Source organism: Terrabacter sp. NPDC000476 (genome assembly GCF_040300125.1).
Taxonomy (GTDB): domain Bacteria; phylum Actinomycetota; class Actinomycetes; order Actinomycetales; family Dermatophilaceae; genus Terrabacter.
Window position 1 is genome coordinate 1,736,409 of record NZ_JBEPDF010000001.1, and the last position, 22,706, is coordinate 1,759,114.

The following is a 22,706-nucleotide window of genomic DNA, read 5'->3' on the forward strand; positions in this document are numbered from 1 at the left end:
CGCACGGCCGGAGCCGGGGTGCGCCACGCGCGCCCCGGCTCCGACTCCCCCGCTCCCGGGGCGAGCGCTCAGTTCGGCTGGACGAAGACCGCCACGGTGCGCGCGGGCACCGTCAGGGTGCTGCTCCCGGCGTCGTAGGCCGACTGCTTGACGACGCTGTCGGAGCCCCCGGCCTGCACCGGGCTGAGCCGCACGGTGCCCGACAGGCCGGGCACCTTCTGCGCCACGGCGTCCGGCGTCGCGTTGAACACCACGACGGCTCCGCGCAGCCTGGGGTCGGCGTCGGCGCCCACGGTGTCGTCGATGCGCATGACGATCACGCCCTGCTTCGCGTCGGCCGTGCCGGACACCGGGAAGGTGACCTTGGCGTCGATGGCCGCGGCCGTGCCGAGCCGGAAGAGCTTCGTGCTGAAGCGCAGCCGCAGCAGGTCCTGCGCCATCGCGTCGGCCCGGCGCACGTCGGCCGCCGACGGCTTGAGGGCCCGGTCGGCCAGCAGCGGCTTCATGAAGGACCACTTCGCGGAGTTCTGCTCCTGCGGGGGCAGGCCGTGGCCGAAGCCGTTGTCGGCGCCCGTCCAGTCGAGCCGGTTGAACCAGTCGCCGCTGTCGTAGGAGTCGCGGTTCAGCGACTTGCTGCGGAGCAGGTCGGCACCGGCGTGCCAGAACGAGGGCGTCTGCGCGAGCGCCGTCGTCGCGAGCGAGAGGGTGTTCATCCGCACCCGGTCCTGCATCGAGGTCGCCACCGGCAGCTTGTAGGTGAGCGAGTCGAAGAGGGTCTCGTTGTCGTGCGCGTCGACGTAGCTGACGACCTCGTCCGGCTGGTCGGCGTAGCCCGCCGGCGAGCCGTTGTAGTCGACCTGCGACCCCGTGACGACCTCGCCGCTGCGCTGGCTGCGGAAGCTGAACGACCGGAGGTTGCCGGCGAGGCCGAGCTGCACGAGGTCGGTGTCGCTCGCGAGCCGCGCGGTGGCGTCGGCGTTGATCGCCGCGCCGTTCGAGTCCGTCGCCTCGCCGGAGCCGAAGCCCTGGCGACGCGGGTCCTCGTCGAACGGGCCGCCACCACGCACGGCGTCACGGAGGCGGTCCGAGAAGGTGCCGATGCCGGTGCCGCCGAGCTGGCCCTGCGTGGCCTGGACGAAGAGCTTGTTGTCGGCGACCTCCCCGAAGTTCCAGCCCTCTCCGTAGAGGTAGACGGCCTTGCCGTCGACGCCGTCCTTGCGCAGGGTCAGCGCGTCGAGGGCCGAGCGGACCGCGAGCATGTTGGCCTTGCTGTGGTGGCCCATGAGGTCGAAGCGGAAGCCGTCGACGCGGTAGTTGCGCGCCCACGACACGACGGAGTCGACCATGAGCTTTTGACCCATGGCGTGCTCGGTCGCGACGTTCTGGCAGCACGTCGAGGTCTCGACGGCGCCGGTGGCGTTGAGGCGGTGGTAGTAGCCGGGCACCACCTTGTCGAGCACCGACTTCTCCCCCTGACCCGACTGCGCCGTGTGGTTGAAGACCTGGTCGAGCACGACCCGCAGGCCGTCCTGGTGCAGGGCCCCGACCATGGTGCGGAACTCCGCCACCCGGGCGCCGCCGTCGGCCGCCTTGGCGCTCGAGGCGTACGAGCCGTCGGGCACGCTGTAGTGGAACGGGTCGTAGCCCCAGTTGAAGGCGTCGGTGGAGGCGACGGCCCCGACGCACTTCTGCTGCTCCTCGCTGTCGGGCGCGTAGGAACCGAGGTCGCACGCCGGTCGCTGCTGCTTGGCCGGGTCCTCCTCGATCGAGGCGATGTCGAAGCTCGGCAGCAGGTGCACGGTGTTGAGGCCGGCCCTGGCGAGCGCCTTGAGGTGCGCCCGCCCGTCGCCGTTCGCGGCGAAGGCGAGGTAGCTGCCCCGCAGCGCGGCGGGGACCTTGGCGTCGGACATCGAGTAGTCGCGCACGTGCAGCTCGTAGATCGTCGAGTCGACGTCCTGGGCGAGTCGTGGCGACGGCGTCGTGCGCCACAGCGTCGGCATCCAGTCACGGCTCGCGAGGTCGACGACGACCGACCGGGTCGAGTTGAGCGTCAGCGCCACCGAGCTGGGGTCGGTCACGGCGTTGGTCTCGACCTTGCCGGTCGTCGGCGCCCAGACCTTCACCTCGTAGAGGTAGCGCGAGCCCTGCTCGATCCCGCGCAGCGCGCCGCTCCACGTGCCGTCGGCCGACCGTGTGAGCCGGGTGCGACGGGCGGTGTCGAGCGGCCGGTCCGCGGTGCCCTTCGGCCAGCTGAGCAGGGTGACCTGCTGGGCCGTCGGGGCCCAGAGCCGGAACGTCGTGCGGCCGTTCCCCACCTGGACGCCGTACGCGCGACGCGACGCCGACGACGCGTACATCGCGTCGAGCGCGATCGCCGCCTGCGTGCCCGTCGCGTCGAGGAGCACCCCGTCGACGTCGTAGAGGGCGACGGCCACCTGACCCTGCAGGATCTCGGGCATCCGCGCGGCCGTGCGACGGTCGACGCGCAGCGCCACCGCCCCCGCGAGCTCGGGGTGCGCCTCGACCACGGCCGCCGGCAGACCGGCAGGGTCACGGGTCAGGGTCGCGACCTCGCCACCGGTCACCGCCTCCGCGTCGACGCCGAGGCCACCGGAGCGCGCCCAGTGCAGGCGCCACTCGAGGGTCGCCGGGTCAGCGCCCTCGGGCACGGCCGAGGCGGGCCAGGCCACGAGGTTCGGGCCGACGACGTAGGCCTTGGCCTTGGTGAGGTCGGGCGCCGCGCCGGCCCGCGATGTCTTCACGGTGACCGCGTGCGTCGAGGCGACGTAGGTGATGGTCGTGAGCACGCCGTCGGCCGGCACCGAGAAGGCGACGTTGTCGGCGGGGTAGGCCTCGTCCCACGTCTGGCCGACCGCCACCTTGAACTCGTAGGCCCCGGCGGGGATGCGGTCGGTGCTGAAGACGTAGGTGCCGTCACCATCCGGGTCCTGAAGCCACGAGCGGAGGCAGTCGGGCGCCCAGTCGCCCGGGCAGCCGAGCTCGCTCTGGAAGCTGCCGGGGGCGCTGACGATCGGCCCGTCGCTGCTGTTGGTGACCCAGTGCGTGCGGTGGTCGTAGTAGAAGGTCGTGGGCGTGCCGTCGGAGGTGAACGGGACGTTGCCGCCGTTGGGCGCTCCCCCGACCCCGTAGTTCTCGTCCCACTTCTTGTCGATCGCGGCCTTGTACTCGTAGTCGCCGGCAGGCACCGTGACGGTGCGCGTCCACACGTCGTCGTCGGCGCCGCGGGTCAGCTGCGCCTGGTCGCAGTCCGGCTGCCAGTCACCGGGGCAGCCCAGCTCGGAGTCGAAGCTGCCGGGGATGCTGACGTTGGCCGGCTGGACGACGGGGCCCGTGCCACCGCCGCCACCCGTGCCACCCGTCGGGGCGGGGTCGCCGACGACGCCGTAGGTCGAGGTCGCGGAGACGTGGCCGGCGAGGTCCCTGGCGACCATGCGGTACTCCACGAGGGTGCCCTTGGCGAGGCCCGAGACGTCGTGGAAGACGCGGTAGGGCGCGTTGTCGTCGGTGCCGATGCGCGTCCAGGTCGCCGTGCCGACCGGGCGCTGGAGGAACGTGACCTCGGCGAAGGTGTGGTCGGGCAGGGCTGCGCGGACCTCCGCGCGGCCCCCGACGACGCCACCCGCTGCGGGTGCGACCGGGCGGATCGTCGGCGCGGCGGCGGGTCGCGCCATCGGCGAGCCGGCGCGGTAGACAGCCACCGAGAGCGGCGGGACGGTCACCGTGAGGCGGCCGTCGGTGCCGGTGCGCAGGGCGGTCCGTGAGCCGAGCAGCGGCGTGAAGCTCGAGCGCGGCGTGTAGGTCGCGAAGGTCGCCGTGCGGGCGGTCGTCGCGTTGTTCGCCACGACGACGTACTCGCGCCGCGCGGCCTTGTCGATGCGGCTCATGGCGTAGATGCCGGCCGCGTCCGAGGCGTAGCGGTGCACCTGCGCGCCGTCGGCCAGTGCCGGGTGCGCGGCACGGAGACGGGAGAGCTCGGCGATCTGCCGGTACAGCGGGGCCGAGGTGTCGAAGCGGTCGCGCGAGCCGGCGGGCCGGTCGCTGCCGACGATCACGTCGTCCTGGTAGATCGGGGTCTTCGTCGCGAACATGTCCTGCCGGGCGCGCTTGTCGCCGAAGTCGCTCGTCGGGCCGGTGAAGCCCTGCTCGTCGCCGTAGTAGACGACGGGCTGGCCGCGGGTGAGGAACATCAGCGACGTGGCGAGGCGGTCGCGCGCGAGCAGGTCGTCCCCGGTCGCGCCGCCGGCGAGCAGCATCGCCCCGACGCGGCCCATGTCGTGGTTGCCGAGGAAGGTGGGCAGCTCGTAGGCGTTGGAGTCGGTGTCGGTGTAGTAGTCGTCGCCGGCGAAGAGGTCGCGCAGGGCGGTCGTGGCCTTGCTCTGCGCGAAGCCGAGGGCGGCGCCCTGGAAGCCGAAGTCGAGGGTCGCCGGCAGCGTGCCGGTCGTCGTGTACTGGCTCATCACGGCCGGGTTGCCGTCGTAGACCTCGCCGAACATGAAGAAGTCGGGGTTGCCGATCTTCTTGGCGTGGTCGAGGATCGCCGGCGAGAACGACTGCCAGAAGGGCATGTCGACGTGCTTGACGGTGTCGATGCGGAAGCCGTCGACCCCGAAGTCCACCCAGGACTTGTAGACGGCCTCCATGCCGGAGACGACCGTCGGGTGCTCGGTGAAGAGGTCGTCGAGACCGGAGAAGTCGCCGTACGTCGCGGACTCACCGGCATACGTCGAGTCGCCGCGGTTGTGGTAGAGCGTCGGGTCGTTGAGCCACGCCGGCACCTTGACGTCCTCGTCGCCCGCGGCGACCTTCGGGGCGTAGGGAAAGGACGTCTCGGCGGACAGGGCCGGGAAGCAGTCCGGTGCGCTCGCCCCGCCGGTGCAGACCGGCTTGCCCGCGACGGCGGCGTCGTCGAACTCGCGCCCGGCGGCGTCGCGATAGGGCGTCGTGCCCTTGCTGACGTAGCTCGACGTGCCGCCGTCGTGCGAGATGACGTCGGCGGTGTGGTTGGTGATGATGTCGAAGTAGACCTTCATGCCCTTGCGGTGCGCGGCCGCGACGAGCGCCTTCATGTCGGCGTTGGTGCCGAGGTGGGGGTCGATCGTCGTGAAGTCGGTGATCCAGTAGCCGTGGTAGCCCGCGCTCGCGTCGGAGCCGCTGCCCTGGACCGGCCGGTTCTTGAACGACGGCGTCAGCCACAGGGCGGTCGTGCCGAGGCCCTTGATGTAGTCGAGCCTGCCGGTCAGGCCCTTGAGGTCACCGCCGTGGTAGAAGCCCTCGTTCGTCGGGTCGAAGCCGGTCTGCAGCGGCCCGCCGGTCAGGCCGCCGCGGTCGTTGGCGGTGCTGCCGTTGGCGAAGCGGTCGGCCATGACGAAGTAGAACCGCTCCTTCGTCGCGAGGCGTCGCAGGGACGAGCCGGCGAGTGCCGCGTCGGCCCTCGTCGTGCCGCGCGGGAGGTCGGTGGGGGCGACGGCGATCGCGTGCGTCGTGTCGTCGTAGGTGACGCGCAGGGTGGCCGGCCCGGCCAGCACGAGCGGCACGTTGCCGCTGCCGTCGCCGTAGCTCTCGTCCCACGCGTGGTTGATCGCGACCTTGAGCTCGTAGCTGCCCGCGGGCACCCGGAACTGCGCGGCGTAGCTCGTCGAGCCGGGCACGGGCGCGAGGTCGGTCGCAGTGCAGTCGGGCTGCCAGTCGTCGCTGCAGCCGAGCTCGCTCTGCAGCGAGCCGACGAGCGTCGCCGTGCGGGGCGTCTCGGCACGGGCGCTCGGCGCCGCGGCGACGGGGACCGAGAGTCCCGCCAGCACGAGGGCCGAGATCGTGGCGACGGACAGGGCGGGACGGCGCATGCGCACTCCTTCGTGGGCTCGGCCGCTCACGCCCGCGTCTGGACGTCCGGCCACGGCAGAACCTAGCGGCGCCCTCCGACACCGCGCCAGACCCGCGCTGCAACTATTTGCATCGATTTTTCGGATCTTGCGGGAATCTGACCGTCCCAGCCATCTCGGCGACAGCCGGATGCGGCCGGCCGCCCCCGCACGCCACCGGCGCGCAGGGCGCCACCGGCGCGCAGGGCGCCACCGGCGCGGAGGGCGCCACCGGCGCGCAGGGCGCCACCGGTCAGCGCGCCAGCCCGCCCGGGCTCGTCAGCGTGCGCACGGCCGTCGTGAAGTCCGCCACGCGCGTGAGCACGACCGGCCCCTCGGGCGCCGAGATGTCCGCCGGCCACCCCGGGCCGCCGATGACGACCTCCAACGGCCAGTCGACGTCCTCGAGGTCACGCCACAGCGGCTCGTCGGCGGGGCGCGCGAGCGAGGCCCAGAGGAACACCGCGCGAGCCTGCGTCTCGCGCAGGGCCGAGAGGAGGGCGTCGACCGGCACGCGCGGTCCGAGGAAGAGCCCCGCGACCCCGTTGCGGGCCAGCTCCGCCTCGAGGGCGAGCAGCGGCAGGTGGTGCTGCTCGTCGTCGGCGCTCGCGAGCACGACCGGCGAGCCAGCCACGCGCAGCCGGTTGCTCCGCACGACGGCGCGCAGCTCGGACTGCAGCAGCTCGCTCGTCAGGTGCTCGGACTGCACGCCGATGCGACCCTCGCTCCACAGGTCGCCGACCCGGCGCAGGGCAGGCGCGAAGACCTCGACCCAGGCCTGGCCCACCTCGCGGCGGCGCATCGTGCGCCGGTAGAGCTCGGCGAGGGTGCGCGGGTCGAGCGCCCGGGCCGCCGCCACGATGGCCTCGACGACGACGCCGGGGTCGTCGGGAGCGCCGTCTGCTCCGCCCTCCCCGACGAGTCCACCGCCGGTCCCATGCTCCAGCGGGTCCATCTCGGTGTCGGCGCCCGCCTCGAGCGCGTCGACCTGCGCGGCGATCGAGTCGGCGTCCATGGCGAGCACGGAGTCGGCCGCGCTCGCGGCCGGCACTCCCTGACCCGTCAGGCGACCCATCAGCGCCACGCGCCGGATGTCGAGCTCGGTGTAGCGCCGGTGGTTGCCACCGGTCCGCACGCTCGGCCCCACGCCGTGCCGCCGGTCCCAGGAGCGCAGGGTCGGGGCCGCGATGCCGAGCCGCTCCGACACGGCGCCGACCGGCCAGCCGAGCTCCGGCACCGAACCGGCCGCGCCCGCTGCACCTGCCCCCCGTGCCGCACCGGCCGAGGCCGGTCCGACCCCGTCGGCCCCCTGCCCCCGACGGTCGCCGGCGGCCCGATCAACTCGATCGGTGCGGCCGGTGCCCGTGGGTGCGGGGAGGGGCTGCGGGTGGTCGGGAGTGCCTGCCGGCTGGTGGTTCATGTCGAAGACGTCCGTTCACGAGTGGCGCCCCGGCGGCGGGGAGCGGTCCGGGATTCCCGTCGAGGAACCGCTCCCGCACCGACTGGGCTCGCCCATCCTAAACTTATGCAGGGCACTTGTGCAATGCAGAAGTTCTGCGTAAGTTCTGCATCAGATCGCTGCCGCTCGGCCAGCGCCCGTCCCCCGGAGGAAGCCATGACGATCACCCGCCTTCCGCGTCCCACGTACTCCTCGTACGAGTGGCAGGAGCAGGGCCGCTGCCGTACCAAGGCCGTCGAGCAGTTCTTCGCGGACGACCAGGAGCTCGACCAGCGCGAGCGCCGGGAGCAGACCGAGGCCGCCCGCATGGTGTGCGGTGCCTGCCCCGTGCGCCAGCAGTGCCTCGAGCACGCCCTGCGGGTGCCCGAGACCTTCGGCATCTGGGGTGGCACGACGCCGACCGAGCGCGCGCACATGCTCTGGGACGTCGCCGGCTAACCGCCGGCCACGCACCGTCCCGCACCGTCGGGCGGCGCCCTCAGCGCTGGGCGAGCCCGAGCACGGTCGCGCCGGGCATCGCGGCCAGCGCCGCGCCGTCGACGAGCAGCTTCGCCCCGCGCACGCCCGCACCGATGACGACCGGTCCCGCGGCGACGACACCCTCGTCGACGAGCACCGGCCAACCCTCCGGCAGACCCACCGGGGTGATGCCACCCTGCTGCATCCCTGTCAGGCCCTCGGCCCTGGCCTGGTCGGCGAACGAGATCTTCCGGGCGCCGAGGTGACGGCGGACCGTGCCGTTGACGTCGGCCCGGTCGGTCGCGAGCACCATGACGGCGGCGAGCGTCACGACGTCCCCGCGCCGCGCCTCGACGACCACGCAGTTGGCCGAGGCCGCCGGGTCGACGTCGTAGGCCGCGCAGAACGCGGCCGTGTCGGCGAGCGTCGCGTCGATGGACGCGACGCGTGCGCCCGGCACGTGCGCGAGCGCGGCCGCCACCGGGTCGGCGAGCAGGTCGGGCCGCTCCGACGCGGCCGTCCACGAGAGGTTTCCTTCGGCGCTGGACATGCCGAGAGCGTATGCCGTGTGCCCCCTCCCCCGGAGCGCGGCCGTGCCGCCGAGCCCGCCGGACGACATCCGGGCTCGGCGGCACGTGGGTCACGACGACGCGTCAGGGCCGCCAGGTGTCGTTCAGCGTGAGCGTGCCCGACGCCGGGACGGTGACGCTCCGGTTGGCCCCGGACTCCCACGTCACGGCGCCGGCGGCGTCCTTGCGGAGGTACTTGTACTGCACGACGGTGCCCGGGGTGAGCGCGACGGTGCGGCGCCACACCGGGTAGGTCGCCGGGTCGAGCTTCAGCGCGGACGCCGGCGCCCAGGCGCCGAGCGCCGCGTTGTCACCGGCGACGTAGACGTCCTGGCCCACGGACGTCGTCGCGTTGACACCGAACCCGACCGAGGCCGTCGCGGTGACGGCTCCCGTCGTCGCGGCGACGTGCAGGGCGATCGTCTCGTTGGCGCCGACCGTCGCGGTGAAGGTGCCCGACGCGCCGACGGTGTACGTCGCGCCCGAGCAGGCGCCCCCGCTGACGGTGCCGTGCGTGACGTCGCAGTAAGCGCCGGCCGGCAGCGACGTCTGGAACGTCGAGGTGACCGGACCGGTCTCGTGGTTGACGACGACGTAGCCCTTGGCGCCGCGGCCGAACGCGATGGCGTTGTTGCCGTTGCTCCACCAGTTCGTGACGGCGGTGCCGGCGACGGCGTTGCGGAAGCCGACCATGCCGGCGATCTGGCTCCACGCGTGCTGGCACTTCCAGCCGTCGGCGTAGCAGCTGTTGACCGCCCCGCCGAGCGGCGGCCCGGCGTCGGGGTCGCTCCACTCGTAGCCGGAGAAGACGTTCGGGGAGCCGTAGGGCCAGGCGAGCATGAAGACGTTGGCGAGGGTGTAGGTGGCCCCCGCCTTGTAGCTGAGGGTCGAGCCATTGCGCTCGGTGTCCCAGTTGTCGACGAACGTGCGGGCGTTGCCGCTCGGCAGGTAGTCCCACGACGCGCCCCAGTTGCCGAGGTAGCTGAGCTTCTCGCTCGTGAAGACGCGCTTGAGGTCGTATGCCGCCCGGAACTCGTCGACGTCGCCCGACCCCGTGTACTCGGTGGGCTGAACGGCCTCGCCCGCGCCGTAGATGACCTCGTGCACCCAGAAGACGCCGGGGTTGGTCAGCTTCGCCTTGATCGCGGCGAGGTCGGTGGCGGGCACGTGCTTCGCACCGTCGACGCGGAAGCCGTCGACCCCGAGGCCGAGCAGGGTGTTGAGGTAGCCGGCGATCGCGCCGCGCACGTAGTCGCTGCCGGTGTCGAGGTCGGCGAGTCCGACGAGCTCGCAGGTCTGGACGTTGGTGCGGTCGGCGTAGTTGCTGATGTTCTGCCGGCAGGTGTGGAAGTCGCGGTCGGAGTAGACGCTGGGATAGCCGTACTTCGTGTAGCTGCTGCCGGCGGTTCCGGTGCCGGAGCCCGCGCTCATGTGGTTGACGACGACGTCGGCGACGACCTTGACGCCGGCGGCGTGGCAGGTCGAGACCATGGTCCGGAAGGCCGTCTGGTCGCCGAGCCGGCCACCGATCCGGTAGCTGACGGGCTGGTACGAGGTCCACCACTGGGAGCCCTGGATGTGCTCGGCCGCGGGCGAGACCTCGACGAAGCCGTAGCCCTTGGGGCCCAGCACGTTCGTGCACTCGCGGGCGACGGCGTCGTAGCGCCATTCGAAGAGGGTGGCCGTGACGTCCTTGCCTCCGGGCGGCGTGGCGGACGCCTGCGCCACGACGGCGACCGGTCCGGACGACGGACCGGCCACCGACCAGCCGAGCGCGGCGACGGCAGCGAGGGCACCGGCGACGAGACGCCCGCGGCCGGCGTGCCGGGCGAGGCCCGGGGTGCGTGGCCTCGTTCGCTCGGGCCCGCGGGAGCGGGGCTGCGGTGGGGTGGACGGACGGGGCAGGCGCATGCGACATCTCCTCGTTGAGACGGTGCGGCACGGATGAGCGTGCGGACGGTGCGACGGCGTCGCCGTCGCCTCATGGAAGTTCCTGCGGTGCACTGCAAGAACTTGCGGCAGTCAACCGTCGGTCCGGGCCACCCGCAACTCGAAACCGCTACCGGTCAGCGTGCGAGCTCGGCGACGACGGTCGCGGCCGGGACCGCCCGCGCCGAGCGCCAGCCCGTGCCGGCCCAGAGGGCGAGCAGGTCGGCCCGGTCGGCGCGGGCGCTCGCCCGTCGCAGCGGCACGGTCAGGTGGTGCACCTCGGGGTAGGCCGCCGGCGCGCGCCCGTCGTGGCGGCGCACGAAGTCGCTCTCGAGCGCGCGCGCGAGCCGGCCGGAGTAGGCCCGCGTCACGACGGTGCGCTCCACGGCGGGGTCGGCGAGGGCGCGTCGGTAGGCCAGGCCGGTACCGGCCTCGGGCGTGAGCAGCAGGGCCGTGCCGACCTGCACGGCGTCGGACCCGGCGCGGCGCACCCGGGCGGCCTCGTCCGCGGTCGCGACGCCACCCGCTGCCGCGACGGGCACGTCGGTCTCGGCCCGGACGAGCGTCACGAGGTCGACGAGGTCGAGGTTCGAGGGTTCCTTCGCCTCGTCGAGGGTGCCCCGGTGGCCGCCGGCTGCGGCGGCCTGCACGCACAGCGCGTCGACACCTGCGTCGAGCGCCGCGCGGGCCTCGACGACGTCGGTGACCGTCGCGACCGTCTCGATGCCGGCGCGGCGCAGCTCACCGAGCACCGCCGTGCTCGGCAGCCCGAAGGTGAACGACACGACGGGCACCCGCTCACGCACGACGAGGTCGAGCTTGCGCTCCCAGTCGTCGTCGTCACCGGGCCGGGCCTCGCCCGGCTCGGCGCCGAGGGCGGCCGCGTCGGCGAGCAGGTCGTCGCGGTAGGCGGCGACGGCGGCGGCCCGGTCGGCGCCGGCGAGCCCACCCGCGCCCACGGCATACGTCGTGGCCTGCGCGGGCACGAAGAGGTTGACGCCGAAGGGGCGCGACGACGCGTCCCACACCTCGGCGATCGCGGCGGCCAGCTGGGGAGCCGTGAGGTAGCCGGCCGCGAGGAAGCCGAGGCCACCCGCCTCACCGACCGCCGCCACGAGCTCCGGCGTCGTCGGCCCGCCGGCCATCGGGGCGCCCACGACGCCGGTCTCGATCGAGCGCAGCAGCATGGCGCCGACGCTACTCCGGTCGGCGTCGGCCGTCATGGGCCCGCGCCCCCGGCGAGGACTCGGCGGGGTCGGTCTCAGCGGGGCCGGACGACCCGGCCCTCGTCCCACACCGGCTCGGCCGACTCGTAGACGCGGCCGTCGGCCCCGAAGACGAGGAACCGGTCGAACCCGCGCGCGAACCAGCGGTCGTGCGTCACGGCGAGCACGGTGCCCTCGAAGCGGTCGAGCCCCTCCTCGAGCGCCTCGGCCGACTGGAGGTCGAGGTTGTCGGTCGGCTCGTCGAGCAGCAGCATCGTGGCGCCCGACAGCTCGAGCAGCAGGATCTGGAAGCGGGCCTGCTGGCCGCCCGAGAGCGATTCGAAGCGCTGCTCGCCCGAGCGGGCGAGGCCGTAGCGGTCGAGCGCTCGCGCCGCCTCCTCACGGGGCTTGCCCGCCCGGTGCTCGTCGCCCCGGTGCAGGATCTCGAGGAGCGTGCGCCCGAGCAGCGATGGGTGCTCGTGCGTCTGGGCGAACCATCCCGGCCGCACCCGCGAGCCGAGCCGGACGACGCCGGAGTGCTCGACGGGCGTCGGCGCGACGTCGCCGACGGGTTGGTGCTCACGCTCCGGGTCGGTGCCGCCCGAGGCGAGCAGGCGCAGGAAGTGCGACTTGCCCGACCCGTTGCTGCCGAGCACGGCGACGCGCTCGCCGTACCAGACCTCGAGGTCGAAGGGCTTCATCAGGCCGGTCAGCTCGAGACCGGTGGCGACGACGGCGCGCTTGGCCGTGCGCCCACCGGTGAGGCGCATCTTCACCGACTGCGTCATCGGCGTCTCCTCCGGCGGGCCGGCCTGCTCGAACTTCGCGAGGCGGGTCTGCGCGGCCTGGTAGCGCGACGACATGCCGTCGTTGAACTTGGCCTTGACCTTGAGGGTCTGCACGAGGGTCTTGAGCTTGACGTGCTCCTCGTCCCAGCGCCGCCGCAGCTCCTCGAGCCGGGCGTTGCGGTCGGCGCGTGCGTCGGCGTACGTCGCGAAGCGGCCCGGGTGCACCCACAGGGTGGCGCCGGCGCCGCCCGGCTCGAGCGTGGCGATGCGGGTGGCGACCCGGTCGAGCAGCTCGCGGTCGTGGCTGATGAAGAGCACCGTCTTGGGCGACTCGACGAGGGCGTCCTCGAGCCAGCGCTTCGTCGGCACGTCGAGGTAGTTGTCCGGCTCGTCGAGCAGGAGCACCTCCTCGGGGCCGCGGAGCAGCGCCTCGAGCACGAGCCGCTTCTGCTCCCCGCCCGAGAGGGTGCGCACCGTGCGCCACTGGGCCTGCTCGTAGGGCACGCCGAGGGCGGCCGTCGTGCACTGGTCCCAGAGCGTCTCCTGCTCGTAGCCCCGGGCCTCGCCCCACTCGACGAGCGCGTGCGCGTAGGCCATCTGGTCGGCCTCGGAGTCGCGCTCCATCATCAGCGTCTCGGTGCGGTCGATCTCCTCGGCCGCCGTGCGGATGCGGTCGGGCGCGACCGAGACGAGCAGGTCGCGCACCGTCGTGTCGTCGCGCACCTTGCCGATGAACTGGCGCATGACCCCGAGGCCGCCCGTGCGCGTCACGGCGCCCTCGTGGGCGGCGAGGTCGCCCGCGATGATCCGCGTCAAGGTCGTCTTGCCGGTGCCGTTGGGGCCGATGAGCGCCACCTTGGCGCCCTCCCCGACCCGGAGCGAGACGTCGCCGAGGAGCGGCCTGCCGTCGGGCAGGCTGAAGGAGACGGAGTTGACGTCGATGTGGCCCACGAGGGTCAAGCCTGTCGTATGCCGGGTCGCCGCGTCACGTCGTTAACGACCGCACCGCCGGGGGCGCCGGGTCAGCTCCACGTCCACGACGACAGCAGCTCCTCGAGCTCGTCCATCGCGTGGTCGGCGTCGCCCTGCGACGAGCTGAGGGTGAGCAGGTAGATCGAGCCGTCACGCTCGACGCCGAAGGAGCGCGCGGTCACCTTGACGCCCTGCTGCTCGAAGGTCGTCGTGAAGCCCTCGGCGGCCACGCCACCGACCGTGACGGCCGGGGCGGGAGCCACGGTGCGCCCGGCGGCGCTCATCTGCTCCTTGCCCTTGGCGAGCTCGCCGTCGAGCACCGACCGGTCGCCGGCCGTCTTGAGCACGACGAGGTTGTTGGCGAAGCCGTCGACCTTCTTCGAGGAGAGCAGCACGAGGTCGATGTCGGCGACCCCGTCCGCCTTGCTCGTGGCCTCGGCCCAGCCCTCCGGCGGCACGACCGTGTAGCTGCCGGCGCGACCGCGGACCCCGTCGCCGTCGGCCGCGGCGTCGCCGGCGCCCGTGGAGGAAGACGTCGTGGAGGGCGTCGCGGAGGGCGTCGTGGAGGGCGTCGCGGAGGGCGTCGTGGGGCCGTCGGCTGAGGGGGCCGCGGACGAGGAGGCGGGCGGCGCCGCGGTCTCCGTCGTGCCCTTCGAGCAGCCCGTCAGCACGAGGGCGCAGGTCAGGGCACCGACCGACAGGACGCGCGTGGGGAGGGCCGTCATGCGCTCGATCCAACCACACGGCATCCGTGCGTCAGTCGACGGTGCGCCGTGCCCGGGTGACGAGGGAGCGGGCCGCGACGTCGGCGTCGTCGGGGTAGACGACCTCCTCGAGGCTGAGCCCGTGGGCGGGCATGACGTGGATCTCGGGCGCCCGCGCGGCCCGGTCCTGCAGCAGCCGCGGCCAGTCCGGGGCGCGGCGCCCCTCCCCCACCGGCACGACCGCCCCGACGAGCGAGCGCACCATGGAGTGGCAGAAGGCGTCGGCGCGCACGGTGCCGGCGAGCACGCCGTCGGGCCCGCGCGACCACGAGAAGTCGAGGAGCGTGCGGATCGTCGTGGCCCCCTCGCGCTGCTTGCAGAAGGCCGCGAAGTCGCGCAGCCCCACGAGCGAGCGGGCGGCGGCGTCCATCGCGTCGACGTCGAGCGGGCGGCGCCACCAGACGGTGTCGTGCCGGCGCAGCGGGTCGCGGGTGGCCGCCGCGTCGGCGATCCGGTAGAGGTAGCGGCGTTCGAGGGCGGCGAAGCGCGCGTCGAAGGCGGCGGGCACGGGGGCGGCCCGGTGCACGACGACGTCCGCGGGGAGGATGCCGCCGAGCCGGCTGACGAGCGAGGCCCCCGGGTCACGGTCGGAGCGGCCGGGCAGCGCCGCCCAGGCGGAGCGCTCGACGTCGACGTGCACGACCTGCCCGCGGGCGTGCACGCCCGCGTCGGTGCGCCCGGCGACGGTGAGGCGCACCGGGTCGGCCTGGCGCAGCACCGTCGTGAGGGCTGCGGTCAGCTCGCCCTGCACGGTGCGCAGGCCCGGCTGGGCGGCCCAACCCGAGAAGTCCGTGCCGTCGTAGGCGAGGTCGAGCCGCACCCGCAGCACGGCTGCGTCCGGCGGGGTGGGGGCGTGGCCCGACGCGTCGCCGGACGCGTGGCCCGGGGCGTCGCCGGTCGGGCGGCTCGTGTCGCTCACGGCGCCCGAGCCTAGCCGCCCGCGTCAACCGGTCACTGCTCCGGCACGTCCTAGGAGTGGACGCCGTGCACGGTGCCCGGCGTCACGTCACGAAGGGGGTAGCCCATGTTTCCCACCACCCGACGCCGCCTGGCGGCCGTCGGCATCGTCGCGGCCCTGGCCGCACCGGCCGCACTCTCGCTCGCCCCGAGCGCCGGCGCGTCGGCGCCGATCGCCGCGGCGGCACCCTACTGCGGCATCACCTGGGGCTCGCTGCCCAAGGCCACGAGCCCGGCCCTGCTCTGGACCGGCAACGTCACCGGGACCCGTTCCGGCCAGCACGCCTGCTACGACCGCGTCGTCTTCGACGTCGCGCGCGGCAGCGGGCGGCTCGGCTACTCCGTGCGCTACGTCGGCCAGGTCACGGGTCCCGGTAGCGGCCTGCCGGTGCCGGTCGCCGGTGGGGCGAGGATCCAGGTCACGATCGACGCGCCGTCGCGGCTCGCACCGAGCACGACGAACTACCCCGGGTGGCGCACCTTCCGCCAGCTGAAGTTCGTCGCGAGCTTCGAGGGCTACACCGACTACGGCCTGGGCGTGCGGGCCCGGCTGCCGATGCGGGCCTTCGTGCTGACCGACGCCGACGGCGGCCGCCGGCTCGTCGTCGACGTCGCCCACCGCTGGTAGGCGCACGACCGGTCGGCACCCCGCTGGGAGGCAGCGGTGCCACGGGCCTGCACGACCCGGCATACGCGACCGGGAAACGAGAGAGCAGCCCGCCCCCAGAGGGGACGGGCTGCTCCGAGGTGCGTCGAGCTCAGGCGTCGGTCTTCTGCTCGCCCGTGGTCTCGTCGGCGGTGGCCTCCGTGGCCTCCGTGGCCTCGGTGGCCTCCGTGGTGTCGGCAGCCTCGGTCGTCTCGACCTCGGCGGGCTCGGCAGCGGCCTCGGCGGCAGCGGGCTTCGCGGCACGCTTCGTCGCGGCCTCGGCCTCACGGACGGTCGCCTGCTTCGCCGACAGCGGCTCGCGGACGAGCTCGATGACGACCATGGGGGCGTTGTCACCCTTGCGGGCGCCGATCTTCGTGATGCGGGTGTAACCACCCTCGCGAGCCGCCATGTCGGGGGCGATCTCGGCGAAGAGGCGGTGGACGACACCCTTGTCGCGCACGACCGTGAGGACGCGACGACGGGCGTGCAGGTCGCCACGCTTCGCGAACGTGATCATCCGCTCGGCGAGCGGGCGCAGGCGCTTGGCCTTGGCCTCGGTCGTCGTGATGCGGTCGTGCTCGAAGAGCGACGTCGCGAGGTTGGCCAGGATCAGCCGCTCGTGGGCGGGGCCGCCACCGACGCGGGGACCCTTGGTGGGGGTGGGCATTTCGTTTCTCCTAGGAAGTCCGACCTGGCCGCTGCTGCCGTGACGGCGGGCGCGACTCGGTCACAAGCAAGTGGTCAGAGACGCTCGTCCTCGACGAACGACTGGTCGTCGTCGTCGCTGTAGTCGTCCTCGCCGTAACCGTCGACGAGGGCCGAGGGGTCGAACCCGGGCGGGCTGTCCTTGAGGGCCAGACCCATGCCGACGAGCTTGGCCTTGACCTCGTCGATCGACTTCGCGCCGAAGTTGCGGATGTCGAGCAGGTCGGCCTCGCTGCGGCCCACGAGCTCACCCACGGTGTGGATGCCCTCGCGCTTCAGGCAGTTGTAGGAACGAACGGTGAGGTCGAGGTCCTCGATCGGCAGGGCGAGGTCCGCGGCGAGCGCGGCGTCCGTCGGCGACGGGCCCATGTCGATGCCCTCGGCCTCGACGTTGAGCTCGCGGGCCAGGCCGAAGAGCTCGACCAGCGTCTTGCCGGCCGAGGCCATGGCGTCACGCGGGGTCATCGAGTTCTTCGTCTCGACGTCGACGATGAGCTTGTCGAAGTCGGTGCGCTGCTCGACTCGGGTCGCCTCGACCTTGTAGGTCACGGTGAGCACCGGGCTGTAGATCGAGTCGACCGGGATGCGGCCGATCTCCTGGTCGCCGGACTTGTTCTGCTGCGCCGAGACGTAGCCGCGGCCACGCTCGACGGTCAGCTCCATCTCGAGCTTGCCCTTGTCGTTCAGGGTCGCGATCTGCAGGTCGGGGTTGTGCACCTCGACACCCGCGGGCGGCGTGATGTCGGCGGCGGTGACCGCACCCGGACCCTGCTTGCGCAGGTACATGACGACCGGCTCGTCGTGCTCCGAGGAGACGACGAGGCCCTTGATGTTGAGGATCATCTCGGTGACGTCCTCCTTCACGCCCGGCACGGTCGTGAACTCGTGGAGCACGCCGTCGATGCGGATGGAGGTGACCGCCGCGCCCGGGATGCTCGAGAGCAGGGTGCGACGGAGGGAGTTGCCGAGCGTGTAGCCGAAGCCGGGCTCGAGCGGCTCGATGGTGAAGCGGCTGCGGTTGCCCGCGACGACCTCTTCGGAGAGCACGGGACGCTGTGCGATGAGCACTGTTCATTTCCTTCCCACGGGCGACCGCCATATGACGCCTCGTGAAACTGCCCGGTCGTGATCCGGGCGGGCCCCGCTCGCCTCTGTCTGCGAGCGCGGCCCCGAGCACCAGGGGTCGTGCGCCGCGGGGCCGGGGCCCCGCGGCGCACGTCCTGGGTCAGTTCTTCGAGTAGAGCTCGACGATGAGCTGCTCGGTGAGCTGCGAGTCGATCTGTGCGCGCACCGGGAGCTGGTGGATGAGGATCTGCAGCGAGCCCTCGACGACCTGCATCCAGGCCGGCACGGGACGCTCGCCGAACGTCTGGCGGGCCAGCTCGATCGGGAAGCTCTCGACGGACTGCTTGCGGACCGTGATGATGTCGTACTGCTCGACGCGGTAGCTCGGGACGTCGACGCGCACGCCGTTGACCTCGAAGTGGCCGTGCGTGACGAGCTGACGGGCGTGCCGACGCGTGCGGGCCAGGCCCGCGCGGTAGATCACGTTGTCGAGGCGCGACTCGAGGATCTGCAGGAGGTTCTCACCGGTCTTGCCGGGGCGCTTCGCCGCTTCCTTGTAGTAGCGGACGAACTGCTTCTCCATGACGCCGTACTGGAAGCGGGCGCGCTGCTTCTCCTGGAGCTGGGTCAGGTACTCCTTCTCCTGGATCCGGCGACGGCCGTGCTGGCCGGGCGGGAACGGGCGGAGCTCGAAGTTCTTGTCGCCGCCGACGAGGTCCATCTTCAGGCGGCGGGACTTCTTGGTGATCGGGCCGGTGTAACGAGCCATGTTCCTAGTTCTCTCTCTCGCTCAGTGCCGGATCAGACGCGACGGCGCTTGGGCGGGCGGACACCGTTGTGCGGCGTGGGCGTGACGTCGCTGATCGCGCCGACCTCGAGGCCGGTGGCGGTGAGCGAGCGGATCGCCGTCTCGCGGCCCGAGCCGGGGCCCTTGACGAAGACGTCGACCTTGCGCATGCCGTGCTCCATGGCGCGGCGGGCAGCGGCCTCGGCCGCCATCTGGGCCGCGAACGGCGTGGACTTGCGCGAGCCCTTGAAGCCGACCTGGCCGGCCGACGCCCACGCGATCACGGCGCCCGTGGGGTCCGTGATCGAGATGATCGTGTTGTTGAACGTGCTCTTGATGTGAGCGTGCCCGTGGGCGACGTTCTTCTTCTCCTTGCGACGAACCTTCGTCACGCGAGCCTTGGGAGGCATGTTTCTCCTACGTCAGAACTGAATGTCGGTGAGACCTGATCGCGAGGCGATCAGCGTCACTTGGCCTTCTTCTTGCCGGCCACGGTGCGCTTCGGGCCCTTGCGGGTGCGCGCGTTGGTCTTGGTGCGCTGACCGCGCACGGGAAGACCACGACGGTGACGGAGACCTTCGTAGGAGCCGATCTCGACCTTGCGGCGGATGTCGGCCTGCACCTCACGGCGAAGGTCACCCTCGAGGCGGAAGTTGCCCTCGAGGAAGTCACGAAGCGCAACGAGCTCGGTCTCACCGAGGTCCTTGACGCGGGTGTTGGGGTCGACGCCGGTGGCAACCAGCGCCTGCTTGGAACGGGTGCGACCCACACCGAAGATGTAGGTCAGAGCGACCTCGACGCGCTTCTCGCGCGGAAGGTCGACGCCAACAAGACGAGCCATGTTGGGGTGTCTCCTGTTTTCTGTTTCGCGGAGGTCTGGAGCAGCCACCAGTCCGGGGTCTCGGTCCGCCACTCAGAAGGACGGACCACCGGTCCCCGGCCTCCGTGCCGGGGGTGACGTCCTGCGCCGACACGACGGTCGGTCATCAGGGGCCGGGTGCTGCTTTCATGCTTGTCTTACGCGTGCTGTCGAAAGTCTGTCGACGGCGAGGGTGGTGGCTCTGCTCAGCCCTGGCGCTGCTTGTGGCGCAGGTTCTCGCAGATCACCATGACCCGACCGTTACGGCGGATCACCTTGCACTTGTCGCAGATCTTCTTGACGCTCGGCTGAACCTTCATCTGCCTGCTGTCTTCAGATCGCGCGCCCACCCGCTCCACGCCCGTGCGGGCGTGGGTCGAACAGGTGCTTGGTTGGGTAATCGGGTTGCTGCTTCGCACTCGTCCCGGCCGGGCCCGTCCGCTCGCGCGGACCGGTCGACCGGACCTGGTGCTCAGCGGTAGCGGAAGACGATCCGACCGCGGGTCAGGTCATAGGGCGAGAGCTCCACCACGACACGGTCCTCGGGGAGGATCCGGATGTAGTGCTGTCGCATCTTTCCCGAGATGTGGGCGAGCACCTTGTGACCGTTGGAGAGCTCCACCCGGAACATCGCGTTCGGGAGAGCCTCGACGATCGTGCCCTCGATCTCGATGACACCGTCCTTCTTGGCCATATCCTCCGTCTATCTGTTGCTGGCCGACCCGGACTGAGCCGGCCTTGGGACGTGCCTGGTTGCACGCGCTCGGGGCGCGCGCGTGATCCGGGCGCCGAGGCACACGACACCCAACGCACAAGACTACGCCAGATCCCGGCGTTCCCGAAATCGGTGCGGGGTCCCGCCACGGGTCAGGCGCCGAGCTCGGCGCGGCGCAACCGCACCACCTGCTCGACCACGGCGTCGGGCAGCGGCGCCTCGGGCGTGAAGCGGATCGTGCCCTTGCTGAGCGAGAAGCCCTCGAGGTCGGGCGCGACCGCGGCCACGACGGCGGGGCTGAACGGGAAGAGCGAGAGGTGCCGCGCCGCGGCCGTGACGCCGATGAGGGGCCGGCCGCCGACGAGCAGCGCGGGCATCCCGTAGCTCGTGCCCTCCTCGGCGTCGGGCGCGAGGCCGCGGGCCAGCTCGACGACCCGCCGCAGGGCGTGCGCCTGCTCCGGGCGCAGTCCGCCCAGGTAGTCCTCGACCGTCCCCACCCCTCGAGGTTCCCACGCCGCCCGCCGCCCCGCAGCCGTATGCCGGGGCGCCGGGCCACGCGGCCGCGCGCGGCCCACGGGGCCCACGGGGCTGCCCACGTGGCTGCCCACGGCGCGGGGCGCGCCGAGGGGCGCACCCGGCATACTGAACCGATGAGCGAGCACGGCGAGGACGCCACCGCACCCCCCGCCCCCGCGGACCACCTCGACGAGGTGGCTGCTCCCCCGGCGGAGGCCGAGGACGTCGAGGCGTACTACGCCCGCATCCGCGCGGCCGCCGACGACGAGGGCCGCCTGCCCGTCGCCGTGGAGGAGATGCCCGGGTGGGACATCTACCCCTACGAGACCGACAGCCTGCGGCTCAAGCCCTTGCAGCCGCCCGCGGACGAGGAGCCGCCGCGCCGCGGCGAGGATCCCGCCGACTGCTGGTGCCGCGGTCCGCAGCGACCCGACGACGGCACGACCGTCTGGAGCAACGAGCGCTGGCGCCTCTCGCTCGTCGCGGAGACCGGCCTGCCCGTCATGGTCTCGCTGGGCCCGGTCGAGCACCACGACCTCCCGTCGCTGCCGACCCAGCTCGCCGCGGAGATGGGCCAGCTCGTGGTCGCCGTGGCCGACGCCGTCGAGCACGTGCCGAGCGTCGGCCGCGTGCAGCTGGCCAAGTACGGCGACGGCGGCGCGCACCTGCACCTGTTCTTCCTCGGCCGGCCGGCCCGGATGCTCCAGCTGCGCGGGTCACCCCTCATCGACTGGGAGGAGAACCTGCCGCGGGTGCCGCTGCCGGTGCTGCAGGCCAACGCGCGCGTCGTCGCCGAGCGGATGGTCGTCCATGCCGGTGGCACCCCGGGCGCGCTCGGCCGCTGACCCGGCCCCCGCCCGACAGGCACACCGCAACACACCGAGAAGGACACAACACACCGCGATCGGATCCCGGTGGGTTGTGTCTTTCTCGGTGTGTTGCGGTGGGGCGGGGTCAGGACCAGCGGGTGGCGAGCCAGAGGGGGTCGCGGCCCGTGAGCGGCACCATGCGCCACGTCAGGTCGGCCTCACCGCTGCCGAGCCGGGCCTCGACCCGGAAGCGGTGCGGCGACTCGATGACGATGACCTCGGCGCGGAACGTCGCCGCGTCGACCCAGCCACCGCTGGCGACGACCGGCAGGGTCGCGCCACCGGCGACGAGCTCACCCTCGCGCCAAGCACCGGAGCCGACGGGCAGCCGGAGCCACTCCCCCGCGCGCTGCAGGCCGAGCACGTGGTCGGCGCCGTCGCGCGTCACCGACACGGCGGTGTAGTCCCGGGCGAGGTCTGACGCCGCCGACCGGGTGAGCTCCACCGCGTCGGGCCCGGGACCCACGCCGCCGAGGGCCGGGATCGCGAGGGCGTCCAGCCGAGCGGCCAGGGCCTGCTCGGCCCCGCCACCTGCGTCGGCCCCGCCACCTGCGTCGACCGCGTCACCCGCGACCCCCGCTCCCCCGAGCGCGGGCACGAGGTGCTCCCACATCGCCTCGAGCGTCGACTGCATGCGCTCCTGCTCCGAGGTGATCGCGACGACGGTGTCGTGCTCGGGCAGCACGACGAGGAACTGCCCGTAGGCGCCGTCGCCGCGGTAGCCGACGCGCTGCATCCAGAACGAGTAGCCGTAGCCGCGACGCCAGTCCTCGTCGGCGCCGGGGTCCTCGTTGAGCGGCCCGAAGGCTCGCGTCGCCTCCTCGACCCAGGCCTCAGACAGGAGCCGGCGCCCCTGCCACCGGCCCCGGCCCAGGTAGAGCTGCGCGACGGAGGCGATGGCCTCGGTCGTCAGGTGCGAGCCCGTGAAGCCGAGCTCACGGCCGAGCGGGTCGCGGTGCCACGGGATGTCGGGAAGCCCGAGCGGGTCGAGCAGCCGGGGGCGCAGCATCTCGGCGACGCCCTCGCCGCTGACGCGGCGCACGATGAGCGAGAGCAGGTAGGTCGCGACCTGGTTGTAGGCGAAGACCGTGCCGGGCTCGCGCGTCGGCGTCGTCGCGAAGACCCGCCGCACCCAGTCGGTGTCGGCACCGAAGTCGCTGCCGCTCATCCGGTCGAAGACCTGGCCCCACGCGTCCTCCTCGTGCCCCACCGTCATCGAGAGGCAGTGGCGCACCCGCACGTCCTCCCAGCCGGGCGCCACGCCCGACCGGTCGAGGTCCGGGAAGTGCTCGAGCACGCGGTCGTCGAGGGAGAGCCGACCCTCGTCGACGAGGAAGCCGACGGCCGTGGCCGTCACCGTCTTGGAGAGGGAGTACGCGAGGTGGACGCGGTCAGCGGCATACGGCCGCCACCACCCCTCGGCGACGACGTGGCCGTGCCGCACCACCATGAGGCTGTGCGGGTCGAGCCCGGCGCGCTCGATCGCGTCGACGAAGGCGAGCAGGCCGGCGGCGTCGACGCCCTGGGCGGAAGGGGTGCTGCGAGGAAGAGTCACGAGCG

General features: G+C 72.8%; 20 protein-coding genes. 3 read left to right on the plus strand and 17 right to left on the minus strand.

What is annotated here, in order from left to right; genetic code table 11:
* Positions 1-68: 68 nt before the first annotated feature.
* Entirely contained in the window at positions 69-5,861 is a 5,793-nt protein-coding gene (gene pulA, locus ABT295_RS08040) for a pullulanase-type alpha-1,6-glucosidase (RefSeq protein WP_352393862.1), read from the minus strand.
* A gap of 271 nt (positions 5,862-6,132) precedes the next feature.
* Positions 6,133-7,116, minus strand: a complete 984-nt coding sequence (locus tag ABT295_RS08045) for a MerR family transcriptional regulator (protein ID WP_352393863.1) — start codon at positions 7,114-7,116, stop codon at positions 6,133-6,135.
* 378 nt (positions 7,117-7,494) lie between these two features.
* Between ABT295_RS08045 and ABT295_RS08050 the strand changes: the two genes are divergently transcribed.
* Positions 7,495-7,776 carry a WhiB family transcriptional regulator gene (locus ABT295_RS08050; protein WP_345507367.1) on the plus strand — a complete coding sequence of 94 codons (282 nt, stop codon included), beginning with the start codon at positions 7,495-7,497 and terminating at the stop codon, positions 7,774-7,776.
* A gap of 40 nt (positions 7,777-7,816) precedes the next feature.
* On the opposite strand, the gene ABT295_RS08055 is transcribed toward ABT295_RS08050, so the two are convergent.
* The 6 genes from ABT295_RS08055 to truA form a co-directional block, all read right to left on the minus strand.
* Entirely contained in the window at positions 7,817-8,347 is a 531-nt protein-coding gene (locus ABT295_RS08055) for a YbaK/EbsC family protein (protein WP_352393864.1), read from the minus strand.
* A gap of 103 nt (positions 8,348-8,450) precedes the next feature.
* Positions 8,451-10,277: a carbohydrate-binding module family 20 domain-containing protein gene (locus tag ABT295_RS08060; protein ID WP_352393865.1), complete on the minus strand. Its 1,827-nt coding sequence runs from the start codon at positions 10,275-10,277 to the stop codon at positions 8,451-8,453.
* 155 nt (positions 10,278-10,432) lie between these two features.
* Positions 10,433-11,518: an NAD(P)H-dependent flavin oxidoreductase gene (locus tag ABT295_RS08065; RefSeq protein WP_352393866.1), complete on the minus strand. Its 1,086-nt coding sequence runs from the start codon at positions 11,516-11,518 to the stop codon at positions 10,433-10,435.
* A gap of 38 nt (positions 11,519-11,556) precedes the next feature.
* Entirely contained in the window at positions 11,557-13,239 is a 1,683-nt protein-coding gene (locus tag ABT295_RS08070) for an ABC-F family ATP-binding cassette domain-containing protein (RefSeq protein ID WP_352393867.1), read from the minus strand.
* 71 nt (positions 13,240-13,310) lie between these two features.
* Positions 13,311-13,985 (minus strand): DcrB/PsbP domain-containing protein, encoded by a 675-nt coding sequence (locus ABT295_RS08075; RefSeq protein WP_352393868.1) that lies wholly within the window; start codon positions 13,983-13,985, stop codon positions 13,311-13,313.
* 31 nt (positions 13,986-14,016) lie between these two features.
* Positions 14,017-14,850: a tRNA pseudouridine(38-40) synthase TruA gene (gene truA, locus ABT295_RS08080; protein ID WP_352394704.1), complete on the minus strand. Its 834-nt coding sequence runs from the start codon at positions 14,848-14,850 to the stop codon at positions 14,017-14,019.
* Between the two features lie 198 nt (positions 14,851-15,048).
* On the opposite strand from truA, the gene ABT295_RS08085 reads away from it, so the two are divergent.
* Complete coding sequence (locus tag ABT295_RS08085; RefSeq protein WP_352393869.1) at positions 15,049-15,609, plus strand: AMIN-like domain-containing (lipo)protein; 561 nt, start codon at positions 15,049-15,051, stop codon at positions 15,607-15,609.
* A 130-nt stretch (positions 15,610-15,739) separates the two neighbouring features.
* On the opposite strand, the gene rplQ is transcribed toward ABT295_RS08085, so the two are convergent.
* The 8 genes from rplQ to ABT295_RS08125 all read right to left on the minus strand — a co-directional run bounded on the left by rplQ (position 15,740) and on the right by ABT295_RS08125 (position 20,258).
* Positions 15,740-16,297, minus strand: coding sequence for a 50S ribosomal protein L17 (rplQ, locus tag ABT295_RS08090; RefSeq protein WP_352393870.1), 558 nt, complete (start codon positions 16,295-16,297; stop codon positions 15,740-15,742).
* A gap of 74 nt (positions 16,298-16,371) precedes the next feature.
* Positions 16,372-17,403 (minus strand): DNA-directed RNA polymerase subunit alpha, encoded by a 1,032-nt coding sequence (locus ABT295_RS08095; protein ID WP_345507358.1) that lies wholly within the window; start codon positions 17,401-17,403, stop codon positions 16,372-16,374.
* Between the two features lie 157 nt (positions 17,404-17,560).
* Entirely contained in the window at positions 17,561-18,169 is a 609-nt protein-coding gene (gene rpsD, locus ABT295_RS08100; RefSeq protein ID WP_352393871.1) for a 30S ribosomal protein S4, read from the minus strand.
* A 32-nt stretch (positions 18,170-18,201) separates the two neighbouring features.
* Positions 18,202-18,597: a 30S ribosomal protein S11 gene (gene rpsK, locus ABT295_RS08105; protein WP_020143208.1), complete on the minus strand. Its 396-nt coding sequence runs from the start codon at positions 18,595-18,597 to the stop codon at positions 18,202-18,204.
* 56 nt (positions 18,598-18,653) lie between these two features.
* Positions 18,654-19,028 (minus strand): 30S ribosomal protein S13, encoded by a 375-nt coding sequence (gene rpsM, locus ABT295_RS08110; RefSeq protein ID WP_352393872.1) that lies wholly within the window; start codon positions 19,026-19,028, stop codon positions 18,654-18,656.
* Between the two features lie 224 nt (positions 19,029-19,252).
* Positions 19,253-19,366 carry a 50S ribosomal protein L36 gene (gene rpmJ, locus ABT295_RS08115; protein ID WP_006592630.1) on the minus strand — a complete coding sequence of 38 codons (114 nt, stop codon included), beginning with the start codon at positions 19,364-19,366 and terminating at the stop codon, positions 19,253-19,255.
* A gap of 152 nt (positions 19,367-19,518) precedes the next feature.
* A complete protein-coding gene (gene infA, locus ABT295_RS08120) occupies positions 19,519-19,740 on the minus strand; it encodes a translation initiation factor IF-1 (protein ID WP_013493543.1) in 222 nt (73 codons plus the stop codon).
* A 173-nt stretch (positions 19,741-19,913) separates the two neighbouring features.
* Positions 19,914-20,258: an iron chaperone gene (locus tag ABT295_RS08125; protein ID WP_352393873.1), complete on the minus strand. Its 345-nt coding sequence runs from the start codon at positions 20,256-20,258 to the stop codon at positions 19,914-19,916.
* Between the two features lie 153 nt (positions 20,259-20,411).
* Between ABT295_RS08125 and ABT295_RS08130 the strand changes: the two genes are divergently transcribed.
* The gene (locus ABT295_RS08130) at positions 20,412-21,122 is read left to right on the plus strand and encodes a hypothetical protein (protein ID WP_352393874.1); all 711 of its coding nucleotides are present in this window, start codon (positions 20,412-20,414) and stop codon (positions 21,120-21,122) included.
* A 109-nt stretch (positions 21,123-21,231) separates the two neighbouring features.
* Here the strand turns inward: ABT295_RS08130 and ABT295_RS08135 are convergent, their stop codons facing one another.
* Entirely contained in the window at positions 21,232-22,701 is a 1,470-nt protein-coding gene (locus ABT295_RS08135; protein ID WP_352393875.1) for a serine hydrolase domain-containing protein, read from the minus strand.
* Positions 22,702-22,706 lie beyond the last annotated feature (5 nt).